13 protein-coding genes are annotated in these 15,106 nt (G+C 60.7%); 10 read left to right on the forward strand and 3 right to left on the reverse strand.

The window, feature by feature from the left end; translation table 11 throughout:
* Positions 1-126: 126 nt before the first annotated feature.
* The 4 genes from LPW11_RS18725 (at position 127) to LPW11_RS18740 (ending at position 2,234) form a co-directional block, all read left to right on the forward strand.
* Entirely contained in the window at positions 127-348 is a 222-nt protein-coding gene (locus tag LPW11_RS18725) for a hypothetical protein (RefSeq protein WP_230995392.1), read from the forward strand.
* A 40-nt stretch (positions 349-388) separates the two neighbouring features.
* The gene (locus LPW11_RS18730) at positions 389-769 is read left to right on the forward strand and encodes a response regulator (protein ID WP_230995393.1); all 381 of its coding nucleotides are present in this window, start codon (positions 389-391) and stop codon (positions 767-769) included.
* A gap of 18 nt (positions 770-787) precedes the next feature.
* Positions 788-1,024, forward strand: a complete 237-nt coding sequence (locus LPW11_RS18735) for a hypothetical protein (RefSeq protein ID WP_230995394.1) — start codon at positions 788-790, stop codon at positions 1,022-1,024.
* 403 nt (positions 1,025-1,427) lie between these two features.
* The gene (locus LPW11_RS18740) at positions 1,428-2,234 is read left to right on the forward strand and encodes a hypothetical protein (protein ID WP_230995395.1); all 807 of its coding nucleotides are present in this window, start codon (positions 1,428-1,430) and stop codon (positions 2,232-2,234) included.
* 338 nt (positions 2,235-2,572) lie between these two features.
* Here the strand turns inward: LPW11_RS18740 and LPW11_RS18745 are convergent, their stop codons facing one another.
* Positions 2,573-2,974, reverse strand: coding sequence for a bacteriohemerythrin (locus tag LPW11_RS18745; RefSeq protein WP_230995396.1), 402 nt, complete (start codon positions 2,972-2,974; stop codon positions 2,573-2,575).
* Positions 2,975-3,258: 284 nt separating this feature from the next.
* On the opposite strand from LPW11_RS18745, the gene LPW11_RS18750 reads away from it, so the two are divergent.
* From LPW11_RS18750 to LPW11_RS18770, 5 genes are all read left to right on the forward strand, one after another.
* On the forward strand, positions 3,259-4,056 hold the full coding sequence (locus LPW11_RS18750) for a hypothetical protein (protein ID WP_230995397.1): 798 nt from the start codon (positions 3,259-3,261) through the stop codon (positions 4,054-4,056).
* A gap of 188 nt (positions 4,057-4,244) precedes the next feature.
* Positions 4,245-5,171 carry a GGDEF domain-containing response regulator gene (locus LPW11_RS18755; protein WP_230995398.1) on the forward strand — a complete coding sequence of 309 codons (927 nt, stop codon included), beginning with the start codon at positions 4,245-4,247 and terminating at the stop codon, positions 5,169-5,171.
* 218 nt (positions 5,172-5,389) lie between these two features.
* A complete protein-coding gene (locus LPW11_RS18760; protein WP_230995399.1) occupies positions 5,390-7,951 on the forward strand; it encodes a glycogen/starch/alpha-glucan phosphorylase in 2,562 nt (853 codons plus the stop codon).
* A gap of 357 nt (positions 7,952-8,308) precedes the next feature.
* Positions 8,309-8,800: a chemotaxis protein CheW gene (locus LPW11_RS18765; protein WP_230995400.1), complete on the forward strand. Its 492-nt coding sequence runs from the start codon at positions 8,309-8,311 to the stop codon at positions 8,798-8,800.
* Positions 8,801-8,851: 51 nt separating this feature from the next.
* Entirely contained in the window at positions 8,852-10,774 is a 1,923-nt protein-coding gene (locus LPW11_RS18770) for a PAS domain S-box protein (protein ID WP_230995401.1), read from the forward strand.
* A 100-nt stretch (positions 10,775-10,874) separates the two neighbouring features.
* Here the strand turns inward: LPW11_RS18770 and LPW11_RS18775 are convergent, their stop codons facing one another.
* Both LPW11_RS18775 and LPW11_RS18780 read right to left on the reverse strand, forming a co-directional pair.
* Entirely contained in the window at positions 10,875-11,174 is a 300-nt protein-coding gene (locus LPW11_RS18775) for a hypothetical protein (protein WP_230995402.1), read from the reverse strand.
* Between the two features lie 49 nt (positions 11,175-11,223).
* The gene (locus LPW11_RS18780; protein WP_230995403.1) at positions 11,224-11,463 is read right to left on the reverse strand and encodes a DNA-binding protein; all 240 of its coding nucleotides are present in this window, start codon (positions 11,461-11,463) and stop codon (positions 11,224-11,226) included.
* A gap of 232 nt (positions 11,464-11,695) precedes the next feature.
* On the opposite strand from LPW11_RS18780, the gene LPW11_RS18785 reads away from it, so the two are divergent.
* Positions 11,696-15,028 carry a PAS domain S-box protein gene (locus LPW11_RS18785; protein ID WP_230995404.1) on the forward strand — a complete coding sequence of 1,111 codons (3,333 nt, stop codon included), beginning with the start codon at positions 11,696-11,698 and terminating at the stop codon, positions 15,026-15,028.
* Positions 15,029-15,106 lie beyond the last annotated feature (78 nt).

Below are 15,106 nucleotides of genomic sequence, written 5' to 3' on the forward strand. Positions count from 1 at the left end.
CATTCTTGTAGACGCTATAATGCTCAAAAGTGCCGGAATTACAGGTATTTAAACGTATACCGCACGGCCGTAAAAGTGGCTTTCCTGTTGCACCTTCAAAGGTATGGAAGACAACAGGAGGATGCCATGAAAACACTCGCCAAAGCGACCCTGGCAACTGCCGTTGCAGCAACTCCCGCCAACGCAGCAGGCGGCTCCACCGGTGGCAGCCCGATGCTGATCGCCGCCTTTTGCGGTTTTGTCGCCCTCATCATCGCCTTTCAGTTCGTCCCGGCCGTGGTACTTCTCGGGGGGATGTTGAAGGGGCTTTTTTCCGCCCGAAAGGAGGGGAGAGAGGCGAAGAGCTGATCGTGCCTGCGGGCGCATTCCCGCCGCATGTGGAGGCCATATGACCAATGTGCTGGTGGTGGATAAAGACCAGAGCGCCAGGAAGATGCTGGCGGAACTCCTCACCGAGGAAGGATACGAGGTCAGCGTCACCGGGTCGGCTGCGCAGGCGCTCTACCTCGTTCTCAAGAAACGCGCACAGGTCGTCCTGCTCGGGGAGGAGTTCGACGATGCCGGCATTGCCGAGCTCGTCCCGATACTGAAGCAGCTGAACAAGGAGATGAGCATCATCCTCGTCTCCGACGATCTCCCCCTCGCGCTGGTTCGCAAGGTGCGCAAGGAGGGGATCTTCTACCACGTCCTGAAGCCTTTCGGGCGTGACGAGATCAGGCAGGCGGTAAAATGCGCCTTTGCAAATAAGGGTTTCTGTTCAGCCTTTTAACGCGAAAGGGAGGGTGCCATGAAAAGAGCAATTCCATTCGGCGTAGTTTTCGGAACGGTAGCCAATGCCTATGCGGCAGCGGAACCGGATGATGGGAGCGGTATCTTTGTGTGGGCTTTTCTCGGTTTCTGCGCCCTGATCATCGTCGTGCAGGTCATCCCGGCGGTCCTGGTCATGTTCGGAATCGCGAAGGGGATTGCCGGTAAACCGCAGCCCGTTGAGGAAAAGACGACGACCACCATGGGCTCCGAATAGGATCCGGCAACGTTCATCAGATACCACAGAGGTCTCCACAGAGGGAGGCCTCTTTTTTTTTACCCGCCCTCAAACTATTTTACGCGGCGCCGTCTCTCGGTGTTGATGCCTAAAAAGTAGCCACGCCCCATCCCGCTGTGCTCATTAAATATCCTCCTGCATAAAATCCTCGCGACTTTCTCCTTCTAACCCCTCAAAAGAGCAACTCTTTTTCTCTGAAGCTACAGATGGCATGTGTCGTGCTATCCCCGGATAACTGTTTCAACAGGCAAGGGGCCTTACAGTGAGCGGTAAAGGTGTCTTTGTTGAGTCATAGCCGAAAGGAGGGCTGGTCGTAGTAGGTAGGAAAGGAGTCGATGTGAAAAGAAACGCCTTATTCAATCCCATTACAAAGGAGTAAGAGATGACAAAAATCGCTAGAATTCTGGGCTTGGCAATGACACTTTCCCTGGCAGCAGCAGGTTCCGCCCTGGCAACGCCGTCAACGCAGATCTGGATTCCTTCCACCGACGTGCAGCCCTTCAAGGTCGCTCACCTGGGGATCGACAACTACTTCAGGGCCTCCGCCACCCCGAAGATGGCCGGCAACACCGGCACCCGGGATGCCAATACGATGGACATAGGCGCGACGGTGGGGGTCCTCCCTTTTGAAAAGATCCAGATGGAGATCGGTTTCGACTACCTCGTCATCGCCAGCGCCCCGAATGACAACCATCCCTGGAGCGGGAACTTTAAGCTCGGCACCCCGGAAGATTCACTCTTCAAAGGCTCCCCCGCACTCGCCGCGGGTATGTACAACGTCGGCCCTTCCCAGAGGAAAGACATTGCAGGTGGCGTCGTGGCAGGGCAGAACATCGCCTACGGCCTGGTGGCGAAAACGATCCCCGCAATCGGCGCGATCCCTTCCCTCGGCAGGCTCTCCGCCGGTTACTTCAGCGGCTCCGAGCGTGCCCTCGTCTCCAACGCCGGCGCTCCTTCCAACGACGGCGTGCTCCTCTCCTGGGACCGGACCATGAGCGAGATCTCGGACAAGCTGTGGCTCGCGGTCGACTACCAGGGCGGCCACAGCGCCATGGGAGCCCTCAACATCGGCGCGTCCTGGGCATTTGCGAAGAACGTTTCCGTGATCTTTGGCTACGACATCTACAACAGGAAAGAGGCGGCGGGGAACAACACCTTCACGACGCAGCTCGACATCAACTTCCCGTAGTCATCTCTTCCCTTTGATGCAATCAGTGGGGGGCTCCGTCGAGCCCCCCTTCTTTTTTGTGTGAGGCAAATCGGGGTGTTGTAGTTGTAGGGCCGGGATAAGCCGCAGGCGTTTTCGGCATAGGTACAACCGCGGACGGAGTTGCCGGAAACGCTTCCCTTATTCCGGCCTACATTCTGTCAGGTGCATGGAGGTGTTGTAGGCCGGGATAAGCCGCAGGCGTTCCCGGCATAGGTACAACCACGGACGGAGCTGCCGGAAACGCTTCGCTTATTCCGGCCTACATCGATGGTGCGCAGGGGAGGGAGGTCGTCACAACCATGTGACGGCAGCCTGTACTACTCTTTTGCGAGGAACTCGGCGAAATCCATGTCCGACCTGCTTATGTGCTCCAGGAGCCATTTCACCATCGTCTTGTTTGTGAGGATGACCAAAGAGAGGGTGGCCCCCTCCTCGGAAACCTGCTTTGTCAGACGGTCGACCTCGCTGGTAAAGCTTCTGTGCTGCGCCTTGTGCTCCTGATAGCCGGGGTAGGCATGGCTAAGTTGAAGCGCCTCCTCCGTGGCGAAGTGCGTCTTTACGTAATCCCCCAGAAAGATCAGGAGGCGCAGCACCTCCTCTTTTCCCTTCCCCTCGTTGCAACTCGTCAGCAGGAGGTTGAAACGGCTGAAGAGCTCTTTGTGCTGGGCATCAATTTCCTTCACTCCGGTGTTCAGATCGTCATTCCACTCGATGGACATCACATTCTCCTTCCAAGTCCTTGCTTCTCGCGTGCTTTTTCAGGTTCCGCACCTGAAGCCTTCCGGCACGGTGTCACTGCGTCGAGGCCGTCCTGGCATCTTTACGTCGGTTGCCGTGGACTTTCTCACCGCTTCAGGTTTATAATCACTCCTCGGTTCTCCGGCTCCGCTCTTTACTCTTTTTTGAGGTCGGTGTAAATGGAAAAAGTATTCGCGCTTTCAGTCGACGAATCGTCCTTTGCATCGTGAGTGCAGCCGGGAACATTTTCGCACCAGGGGGTTTCATGAGTCAGTTGGAACAGATCGCAGAGTGTCTGGAAAAGCTGCAGGGAGAGGCATATCTCCAGTTGAAGGAGGGGCCGCTGAAGGAGACCCTCCTCAATGCGGCTGCGGAGGAGGACCCGTCTGTCGCGCAGGCGGCTGAATTTGAGGTTGTCCTCGCTGCCCGCGAAGGGGACGGGGTGCCCCTTGTGGCTCTGCGTTTCGGGAGGGAAGGGGAAATGCGCCGCTGCGAGGTCGCCGCGTCCGACTTGCAAAGCGAAGCGCTGGACGAGATCTCCTCGCAACTTGGCCATCTTGCCGAGCGTGAGGAGGGAGTGGCTGTTGCCGCTTCCCCCGAGGAAGAAGAGGGGGAGGACACCTTCGGGATCGTCGCCGCTGCAAACCGCCTGCGCGTCTCCGCCGCCTGGCTTAAAAGCGTCGTCCCGTGCACCTATTACACCTACGAAGAGATAGACGGCAGGAAGAAGATAAAGGAATACTTCTGGTCGAGGGAACTGATCCGCATTCTCCATCAGCTGCGCTCCAAAAAAGCCGCTCCGCAGGAGGTGGAATTCATAGCCCAGCACTGCTGCGAGGGGGATATCGCCTGGTCCAGGGAGATCATCGGGCGCCTCAAATCGTACAGCAGGGGAGAGGGGAATCAGCAAAAGGCACAGCAGCCTCAAAGAAACCCGCAGCAACAGAAGGCGCAGCAGCCGCAGAAATCCCAGCAGAACAAGCCCGCGCAGCACCCGGCGAAACCGAACCCGCGCCCCCGAAACGACGGGGAGAGGGGGCGAAAGCCCGCTCGCAGCCAGTAGGGGAATGGAAAAAATCGCCTCAGGCCGTTCCGCTTCGCCAGCTCCTAGTTGCTTATAATTAGAAAAGATGATAATGATGTCCTCCTGATCGAGCCGGCGAGCGTCCGGACCCCGCTCGCTACCGGGGTCGCGGGCCGGCCCCGGGCCTCTACTGCTACCGTGCCAAACGATACTTCTCCGGAGTACCCATGCCCAGCAGCGTTTTGGTGATAGACGATTCTCAACTGATTCGGGAGCAGGTTGTCTGCACCCTGAGGAGCGAGGGGCTATTCGACCAATACCGGGTGGCCCACGACGGGCTGGAAGGGTTCAAGTCCCTCGTCGAGGGGGGGAGCGATCTCGTCATTTGCGACGTGGAGATGCCGCGCATGAACGGCTTCAAGTTCCTGCAGCTGGTGAACTCCCGCCCGGAGCTCTCCGACATCCCGATCATCATGTTGACCGTCGCCATGGATCCACAGTCGAAGATCCGCGGTCTCAACGAGGGGGCGAGCGACTACGTCACAAAGCCGTTTGACGCAGGCGAGCTGGTGGCGCGGGTCCGCGTCCAGATGAAGATAAAGTCCCTCCAGGACGAGCTGAAGAGGGCGAACGCCCTCCTGAAGGAGCTCAACAACCTCGATCACCTCACCAACCTGTACAACCGCCGCTACCTTACCGAGGTGCTGGAAAAGGAGTTCGTGCGGGTGAAGCGCAGCAGCCAGGAGCTGACGCTGGTGATACTGGACATCGACCGCTTCAAAAAGATAAACGACACCTACGGACACCAGTGCGGCGACGCCGTCCTTGCGGAGATCGCGGCGGTCACGAAAGCGTCGCTGCGCACCTACGACATCGCTGCCCGCTACGGCGGCGAGGAGTTCGTGCTCCTTTTGCCCTCGACCTCCCTCTCCGACGGGGTGGTAGTTGCCGAGCGTCTGCGTCAGGCGGTGCAGGCAATCTCGTGGCCCGCGCCGATGCGGGACCTCGCGGTGACGGTCAGCCTCGGGGTGGCGACTTACCCTTCGCCGCTGGTGGACGGTGTGGAGTCCCTGTTCCGGCACGCCGACGAGGCGCTGTACCGGGCGAAGATCGGTGGGCGCAATCGCGTCGAGGCGATGCTCGTCCCCCGCTAGCTTCACCCGAAATCCCCTCTTTTTACCCCCTCAGGTAAACCCTTCTCTCATGCGATCCCGGCGCTGCTGCCCCCCTCCCGGAGCGGTCGCCGCGCCAGATTTCCCATTGCAAAAACCCCAGCAAACCTTAGTATTTATTATGGTTTAGTAATTGCAGCACCCTGCTAGAATAACCGTCGACGGTTGAACCACAGAGCCGCAGAAAAGGAGACTGGACGATGCAGAGCATCAAGCAGCGGAAGAAGGTCGTGTACAGCCCGGGACTCACCGAGCTGCCGCCTCTGCCGATGGACGTGCCGGGACTCAAGGAAGGGTTCCGGCATCACTATACCTGCCACCTGGGGCGAGACAAGTACTGCAGGTCCCCCCGTTACTACTATAAGGCGCTCGCCTTCACCATTCGTGAGAGGCTCATGGAGCGCTGGAACAATACCCGTTACGCCTATCTCGATGCCGACTGCAAGCACGGCTACTATCTCTCCCTCGAATTTCTCATGGGGCGGGCGCTGGGGAATGCCCTGCTGAACCTCGGCATTACGGACGAGGCGTCGAGGGCCCTTCTGGAACTCGGCCTGAAACTCGAGGACCTTTCCGCCGAGGAGATCGATGCGGGGCTCGGAAACGGTGGTCTCGGGAGGCTGGCAGCCTGCTTCCTGGACAGCTGCGCGACGCTGGAGCTCCCGGTCATGGGGTACGGGATCCGCTACGAGTACGGCATGTTCCGCCAGCGCATCGTGGACGGCAGGCAGGTCGAGGAGCCTGACCACTGGCTGCGCGACGGCAACCCCTGGGAGGTGGAGCGCCCCGAGTACACCCAGCGCATCAGCTTCGGCGGGCGTTGCGAAAGCTTCCGCACCGAGAGCGGAGAGACCTCCTACCGCTGGGCCGACACCCGCGACGTTCTTGCGGTTCCGTACGACATCCCCATTCCCGGCTACCGCAACGGCACGGTGAACACGCTCCGGCTCTGGAAGGCGGCGGCGACCGATGTATTCGACCTCGACGAATTCAACGCGGGAAGTTACACCGAAAGCGTCGCAACGAAGAACGAGGCGGAAAACATCACCATGGTCCTCTACCCGAACGACGCCAGCGAAAACGGGAAGGCCCTCCGTCTGCGCCAGCAGTACTTCCTCGCGTCGGCGAGCCTGCAGGACGTCGTCGCCCGCTGGAAGGCGCACAAGGAGGATTTCGCGGACTTCGCAGAGAAGAACTGCTTCCAGCTGAACGACACCCACCCGAGCTGCGCCGTGCCGGAGCTCATGCGCATCCTCATGGACGAGAATGGTCTTGGGTGGGACGAGGCGTGGGGAATCACCACCCGCACCATGGCGTACACGAACCATACGCTCCTTCCCGAAGCGCTGGAGCGGTGGCCGCTGCCGATGTTTCAGCAGCTCCTCCCCCGTTCCCTGGAGATAGTGCTGGAGATCAACGCCCGCTTCCTGAAAGAGGTAGCGAAGCGCTGGCCGGGGGACAGCGACCGGCTGCGACGGATGTCCATAATCGAGGAAGGGGAGCCGCAGCAGGTGCGCATGGCGTACCTCGCGATCGTGGGGAGCTTTTCCGTGAACGGCGTCGCGGCGCTGCACTCCCATCTCCTCTCCGAGGGGCTTTTCCGCGATTTCTACGAGTTCTGGCCCGAGAAGTTCAACAACAAGACGAACGGTGTGACGCCGCGCCGCTGGCTTGCCTGGTGCAACCCCGGATTGAACAGACTCATCACTGATACCATCGGGAACGGCTGGGTGGCCGACCTTGGGCGCATAAGGGAGCTCGCCCCATATGCGGACGACCCGGCTTTCCGCGAGCGCTGGCACAGCGTAAAGCAGGAGAACAAGGCGCGGCTTGCGTCCCTCGTGGAGGCGAAGTGCGGTGTCACCTTCAACACCGAAAGCCTCTTCGACGTGCAGGTGAAAAGGATCCACGAGTACAAGCGGCAGCTTCTGAACGTGCTGCACGTGATCCATCTCTACGACCGTATCAAGCGCGGTGACACGGCGGGGTGGACGAACCGCTGCGTGCTGATCGCGGGGAAGGCAGCCCCCGGCTATTACATGGCGAAGCTCATCATAAAGCTCGTGAACAACGTGGCGAAGGTGGTAAACGACGATCCGGACGTGGGGGACCTCCTGAAGGTCGCTTTCCTCCCGAACTACCGGGTCACCGCCATGGAGTACATCTGCCCGGGGACCGATCTCTCAGAGCAGATCTCCACCGCCGGGAAAGAGGCGTCGGGCACCGGCAACATGAAGTTCATGATGAACGGCGCGCTCACCATCGGGACGCTCGACGGCGCGAACATAGAGATCCTCGAGGAGGTGGGGGAGGAGAACTTCTTCCGCTTCGGCCTCACCGCTCAGGAAGTGGAACAACTCAGGCCGAATTATTATCCCCATGCGGTCATCGCCAGCGATCCGGACCTCGCCCGGGTGATCTGGCTCCTCCAGAGCGGCCACTTCAGCATGTTCGAGACCGGGATCTTCGACCCCATCGTGCAGGCCATCACCTCACCCCGCGACCCCTGGATGGTGGCGGCGGACTTCCGCAGCTACGTCGAGGCTCAGAAGCGGGTCGCGGCCGCCTATCACGACAGGGAGGGGTGGACGCGCAAGAGCATCATCAACAGCGCCTATAGCGGGAAGTTTTCCACCGACCGCACCATCGCTGAGTACAACGAGGGGATCTGGCATCTCGATCGGGTCAAAGCCGAAAGGGGGTCCCAGGAAGAGGACGCAGCAGAACACCACCTGGAGGAGCGGGAGCGCTCCTTCGGGTAGCATTTCCATTCTCGAGAGAAAAGGGGCGGGCGCCATCACGGCGGCCCGCCCATTTTTTATCAGTTGTAGTTGCAGGCCGGGATAAGCCGCAGGGGTTCCCGGCGTCCATCCCCATCGGACTGCCGGAAACGCTTCCCTTATTCCGCCCTACATTTCTCCCAGATCATTTTTTTCTGCCTAAAACGTGCCTGCCGCTCAAGATTTCCCGTTCCTTGTCGAAGTTATAATTAGAGAACGACATTCAGGCACTAAATTGCCATTCCCTGCCTCCGCCGAAGAGGTAAGAATGGCGATTATGAGGCTTTTGGTTCATTAAATAGGTCAAAATTACCAGGACGGAAAAGAGGAACGGTTACGATGTCTAGAGACACGGTAGCAAGGAAGGTGGGGGTAAGTGGTGCCTTGATCCAGCTGGTCAGCTTCCGGCTGGCAAACGAGGAATACGCAGTCGAGGTGCTGAGGGTTCGGGAGATCATCCGGATGACCGCCATTACCCACGTCCCAAACACCCCCCACTGCATCGAGGGGATCATCAATCTGCGCGGAAAGGTCATTCCTATTGTCTCGCTCAGGGGGCGTTTCAACATGATGCCGGCCGACCACGACCAGCACACCCGCATCATGGTGATGGACGTGGCCGGCACCCTCATGGGGTTCGTTGTGGACGGCGTCTCCGAGGTCATCCGCATCGCCAGCTCCGACATTCAGCCCCCTCCGAACCTGGTGACCTCCAGTGTCGACTCTGACGTCATATCGGGAGTCATACATCACGGCGACCAGCTTCTCATCTTGCTCCAGCTGGACCGCATGTTCTCCGAATGGGAGCAGAGGGCGTTCGAGGCCTTCTAGGCCTGCAGCTTCTGGAGGGCATCCGGCAAGGGGCCGTCCTTTGAGGAAACGATGGACAGTAACAGGTCCCCCTCCAGCACAGTTCGCTTCCTGTCCCTCTACGTCGTCGGGGGTGCGGGATGGATCCTCTTTTGCCTCCCCTTGATCGGCGCGCTGATCAAGAGCGAAGTCACGAGGTATGTGGTCTGCGGTCTTTGCGGCTTTCTCTTTCTGACTGTCTCCGCCATTTCCCTGAAGAGGCTCCTGCTGCGCTCCCTGCGTGAGACACAGGACCTTTTCGAGGCAACGTTCGAGCAGACGGCGATAGGAATGGCGCACCTCTCCACGGACGGATCGTGGCTGCGGGTAAACTGCGCCTTTTGCTCCATGCTCGGGTACAGCGACAGGGAGCTCACTTCCTTCGGCTACCGGGAGATCACTCACCCGGACGATATGGCCGTGAGCGACGAGCAGTTGCGCAAGGTATTGCGCGATGAGCTTCCCAGCTACACGCTGCAAAAGCGCTACCTGCACAAGAGGGGGCACGCGATATGGGTTTCCCTCACCCTCGCTCCCCTCCGAAGTGTGGACGGGAAGGTCGCCTATCTCATCGCGGTGGTAGAGGATATCTCGGAGCGGAAAAAAGCCGAGGAGGAACTGGCACGCCATCGCGACGACCTCGAGTCGCTGGTAGCCGAGAGGGCGGCGGAGCTCTCCAGGAGCGAGCAGCGACTGAAAGAGGCGCAGATGATCTCCCACGTCGGGAACTGGGAGCTCGACCACCTCTCTGGCACCCTCTCCTGGTCCGACGAGCTGTGCCGTATCGTGGAGCTCGAGCGGGGTGCTAAGCCTTCGCTGGAATACTTCCTTTCGCTGCACCACCCTGAGGAGCGCGCGGCGATTGTCCATGACTATGCCTGCTGCCGGGAGAGCGGGGAGCTCTGTACCGTCGAGCACCGCCTCTTTTTCCCAGACGGGAGGATAAAGCACCTGCATGAGCACTGCCGCACCTACCTCGACGAGAGGGGGAGGGGGGTGCGCAGCGCGGGGACGATCCAGGATGTCACAGCCCATTGGGAGACGGAAGAAAGGCTGCGCCAGTTCTCCCGCGTGGTGGAGCAAAGCCCCGTGTCTGTGGTCATTACCGATCTCTCCGGGAGCATCTCCTACGTAAACCCCAAATTCTCCGAGCTCACAGGCTACTCCCCCGAGGAAGTACTCGGCCGCAACCCCCGCCTCCTGAAGACTGGACTCACGGACGTGGAAGTGTACCGGGATATGTGGCTTGCGCTGCGGGAGAGAAAGCCGTGGCGCGGGGAATTCTGCAACAGGAAAAAGGACGGCTCCCTCTACTGGGAGCGGGCGTATATCGCTCCTGTCCTCGATGCCCATGGCGTCACCACCGGTTTCGTGGCGGTAAAGGAAGACATCACGGAGCAGAAGGAGACGGAAGAGAAGCTGCGCGAGCTCTCTCTCTGCGACCAGCTCACCGGGCTCTCGAACCGCCGCGGCTTCCTCGTGCTGGCGGAACAGCAGATAAAGGTATCGAACCGTCTCCGCAAGGGGTTTCTCCTCATCTATGTCGATCTGGACGGCATGAAGTGGATAAACGATACGCTGGGGCACGGGGAGGGTGACCGGGCACTGGTCGATACCGCGGCGATCCTGCGAGGTTCCCTGCGCAGCTCCGACGTCATCGCCCGCCTTGGCGGGGACGAGTTCGCCGCCATGTCGCTGGAGGGGGGGGAGTCGACCGGGGAAGCGCTCGCAGCGAGGCTCCAGCAGGCGGTCGCAGCGCACAACGAAAGCCCGGGACTGCGCTATCCCCTCTCACTCAGTTTCGGCATAACGCATTACGACCCGGCGCACCCCTGTTCGATCGATGAGCTCCTGGCGCGCGGGGACGCGCTGATGTACGAGGTGAAACGGCAGAAGAAGGGGGCGGGACTCCTCCTCGACCGCGGGCGCTCCCCCCGTGCGCTGAGGTTATCGTAATCCGGGGGAGCGTTGGGCCTTCTGCAGTGCTTCGTGGAAAACAATATCTTGTTCCTGCGAACTGATGGATGAACCTCCGTCCAGGCGCGGCAGGCGGGGACTACAGGTCTGCGGCGAGGGAGTCGCGGGCACAGTTGGAGAGAAAGTCGAAGACTTCGCCGCGGGTGGCGATGAAACGGGGGAGGTCCTGGTTCATCAGGTCCTCCAGGAGGTGGAGGGTGTCGGCGTCGTCCCGCCGCAGGTCGTCCATGACCGCCTCCAGCACCGGGAGGACTTCGTAGAGGTCGTTGCGGTTGAAAGGGGCATCGTCCGGCTTCCCCCGAAACTTCGGCAGGTCTCGCGTTTCCACCACCCTAGGGTAGCGGTACTTCAGATCCGATGGTTTGATGACGAGGGGCATATCCTTTGTCTCCTGATTCAGTTGATGCGCTTCGGTCTCCGTCCCGACCCTAGTGGCAGCCGCAGGAGCCGCTGCAGCCAGTCCGGCAGGAAGTCGTCGCGCCGACAGCTTCGTCCGGGTGGTACGACTGAAGCGACGACTCGGTGATCCACCAGCTTCCCTCACGGCACTCGCCCTCCAGCTTTTTTTGTTTGAGGAGCATGAGGATCTTCAGTGGCGTCGTGCCGAGCCGTGCTGCAGCGGCCTCGGCGGAGATCTGTGCTGTCTGGTCTTCTTTTTCCGTGGACATCCTCTTTCTCCTTTATCCGGGGTTGGTTCCCGGAGTCACACATACATGGAGCGTGCCACCGGTGCCACCCCCCGCCGAACGGGGTGGGGACGCGTGGAGGTGCCTGAGGCGCAGGCTCCCTGGCAGGAAGCTGCCTAAGAAACGTTCACAGAAGTGGCGTCCCTGGCAGTGCAATACAGCGAAGCGGTGGAGGGCCGAGAAGTCAGTGGCTTTTGTGAGCTTGAGAACGAAGATGACTGTGGCGATTTCCGCGCTTTTGGCTGTGCTCCTCTCCGCGTGCGCGCTATTGGCGCTTGGCTACCTGGAAAACCATCTCAAGCAGATGGTTTTTTCCCAGCAGTCCGCCATGATCTCGGCGGTGGCCGCCCAGGTCGATGATAAATTGCGTACCCTGCAGACGGAACTGCACGGTCTGGCTTTCGGACTGACCCCCGCGATGATCGCCGAGCCGGCCGGTGCTGCGAGCTACATCTCAGCGCGTCCCGATTCCCTTGCCATCTTCGACAATGGCGTCTACCTCTTCTCCCCTGCCGGAAAGGTCATGGCGGCGGTGCCGGAGGGGGTATCACTGCCGGGAGAGGAGCTCCGGGCCAGAGACTGCATTAAGAGGACCGTAGCGACTGGCCGGCCCCAGATCCCCGATCCGTTCGTTCTGAACCAGAACGCCCCCCGCCCGGTCATCATGTTCACCACCCCCATACTCGATCGAAACGGAAAGGTCATAGCGGTGCTCGGCGGGAGCATCGATCTCCTGAAGAAGAATTTCGTCGGCGCCCTCTCGTCGGTGAAACTCGGGGAGAAGGGGTATCTCTACCTCTTTGACAGCTCCAGAACGCTCCTAATGCACCCGGATCCCTCGCGTGTGTTGAAAAGGGACACCACCCCGGGCAAAAACCGGCTTTTCGACGCGGCGACGCGCGGATTCGAAGGGACGGGGGAGACTGTGAATTCCAGGGGAGTGCCGATGATAGCCTCCTTCAAGCGGCTCTCCTCCACCGGGTGGATACTCGGCGGCAATTTGCCGCAGTCCGAGGCGTACTCCCCGGTGTACGGGGCGCAGCGCTACGTCTTCCTCGCCCTCGTGCTGGCGCTGGCCGCTTCCGTTCTCGGCGTATCCCTTTGCACCAACCACCTGGTGGCGCCGCTGCTGCGGGTAACTGCGCAGGTACGGGAGCTCTCGGAAAAGAAGGAGGCATTCGGCCACCGCATCGAGGTGAAGTCGGAGAACGAAATCGGGGTGCTGGCGGACGCCTTCAATGCTGTGCTCTCGGAGCTCGACGCCCAGAAGGGTGAGCTGCAGCGGCAGCTCAGGTTCTTTCGCGCTCTCATCGATACCATTCCCTTTCCACTTTTCTACAAGGACACCAGCGGTGTCTTTCTCGGGTGCAACGAGGCCTTTGAGCGGGCTTTCGGCATGCCGATGGAGCGGCTGGTGGGGAAGATGGCGTCGGACTTCCAGCCGGACCACCTTGCCGAAATCTACCAGAAGGCGGACGAGGCGCTGCTGAGAGAGCGCGGTGTGCAGGTTTACGAGGCGCGGGTAGCGTTCGCCGACGGCACCGAGCATGACGTTATCTTCCACAAGGGGATCTACCCTGCTGCCGACGGTTCTCCCGGCGGGATCGTCGGGTCACTCCTCGATATAACTGAGCGGAAGCGATCCGAGGAGGCGCACGACAAGACGAGGCGCCAGATGCAGCTTATCCTCGATACGGTGGAGGAGGGGATTTACGGGCTCGATCTGGAAGGGCGCGTCACCTTCATCAATCCGGCCGCCGCGATAATGAGCGGGTTTTCCCAGGAGGAGCTTCTCGGATCGCACCAGCACTCGACGATACATCACTCCAGGGAGAACGGCGGCGTCTACCCTGTGGAGGAGTGCCCTATCTACGCGACGTTCAGGGACGGCATGACCCATCATGCGGACGACGAGGTCTTCTGGAGGAAGGACGGCACGAGCTTCCCGGTGGAGTATGCCAGTAACCCCATCGTGGAGGACGGCCGCCTGGTCGGCGCGGTGGTGACCTTCACCGACATCTCCCAGCGAAAGCGCGCCGAAGAACAGCTCCTCATGCTCTCCCAGGCGCTGATGCAGAGTCCCGTCGGCGTCCTGGTGACCGATACCGAAGGCACCATCGAGTACGTAAACCCGAAAATCACCGAGGTATACGGGTACCTTCCGGAGGAGGTCATAGGGGAGAACCCGCGCATCTTCAAGTCGGGGCAGATGCCGCAGGAGGTGTACGCCTCCCTGTGGGAGACGGTGCGCTCCGGCAGGGTCTGGAGCGGCGAGATACACAACATGAAGAAGGACGGGGAGCTCTTCTGGGAGCGAGCCACCATCTTTCCCGTCAGGAAGAGCACCGGCGAGATCGCCAACTTCATGGCCTTCAAGGAGGACATCTCGGAGCAAAAGAGGCTGGAGGCCCAGCTGCGTCAATCCCAGAAGATGGAGGCGGTAGGGCAGCTGGCAGGGGGCGTCGCGCACGATTTCAACAACATCCTCACCGTCATCATAGGGTTCGGTGAGCTTTTGCAGCATTCCCTGGAAAAGGAGGATTTCCGGCGCAAGCACATGGAGCAGATCATTGCCGCCGCAAGCCGCGCCTCGCACCTCACCGGGAGCCTCCTCGCCTTCAGCAGGAAGCAGCACATGCTCCTCGTACCGACCGACCTGAACACCCTCGGGCGCAAGCACATGAAGTTCCTGTGCCGCATCATCGGCGAGGACGTCGCGCTGCACAGCGATTTTGGGGAGCAGCCGCTCGTGGTCCTCGCGGACGGCGGGCAGATCGAGCAGGTCCTCATGAACCTCGCGACCAATGCGCGCGACGCCATGCCGTCTGGAGGGACGCTGCGCATAGGCACGCAGAGGGTGGAACTTGACGACGACTTCTGCCGCGAGCACGGCTGCTCCGCACGGGGCTGGCACGTGCTTCTTACCGTCACCGATACCGGTACCGGGATGGATCCCCAGACGCTGAAGAAAATCTTCGAGCCGTTCTTTACCACGAAGGAGACGGGGCGGGGGACGGGGCTCGGGCTCTCCATCGTGTACGGCATCGTGAAGCAGCACGGCGGCTACATCACGGTCGTGAGCGAACGAGGGGTGGGGACGACCTTCAGCGTGTACCTTCCCGAAATCGCCCCTGCCGAGGAAAAGGTGGAGACCGTGCCCCTGCCGCGCCCGGAAGGGGGGAAGGAGACGATACTTCTTGCCGAAGACGAGCCGGCGGTGCGCGACCTGGTGCGCACCGTGCTGAAGGAATTTGGCTACAAGGTCATGGTGGCGCACGACGGGGCGGAGGCGGTCGAGCTTTATTCCAGGCATGCCGACGAGATCGATCTCGCCCTCTTCGATGTGATCATGCCGAAAAAGAGCGGCAAGGAGGCGTGCGACGAGCTGCGCGCCATGAACCCGGCACTGCGCGTCCTCCTGCTGAGCGGCTACACCGCGGACAGGATCGAGGACCACGGGATCCTGGCGGAAGGGGTCGAGCTGATGATGAAGCCGGTCCAGGCGACGGCCCTGGCGAGAAAGGTACGGGAGATGCTGGACGCCTGAGCAGGCAGGAATTGCAGCCGGTACGCAGAGAGCCCGGGGGAGACCCTCCGGGCTCTTTCTGTATCAGGGAGAGTTTGC

Source organism: Geomonas sp. RF6 (assembly GCF_021044625.1).
In the GTDB taxonomy this organism is placed as follows: domain Bacteria; phylum Desulfobacterota; class Desulfuromonadia; order Geobacterales; family Geobacteraceae; genus RF6.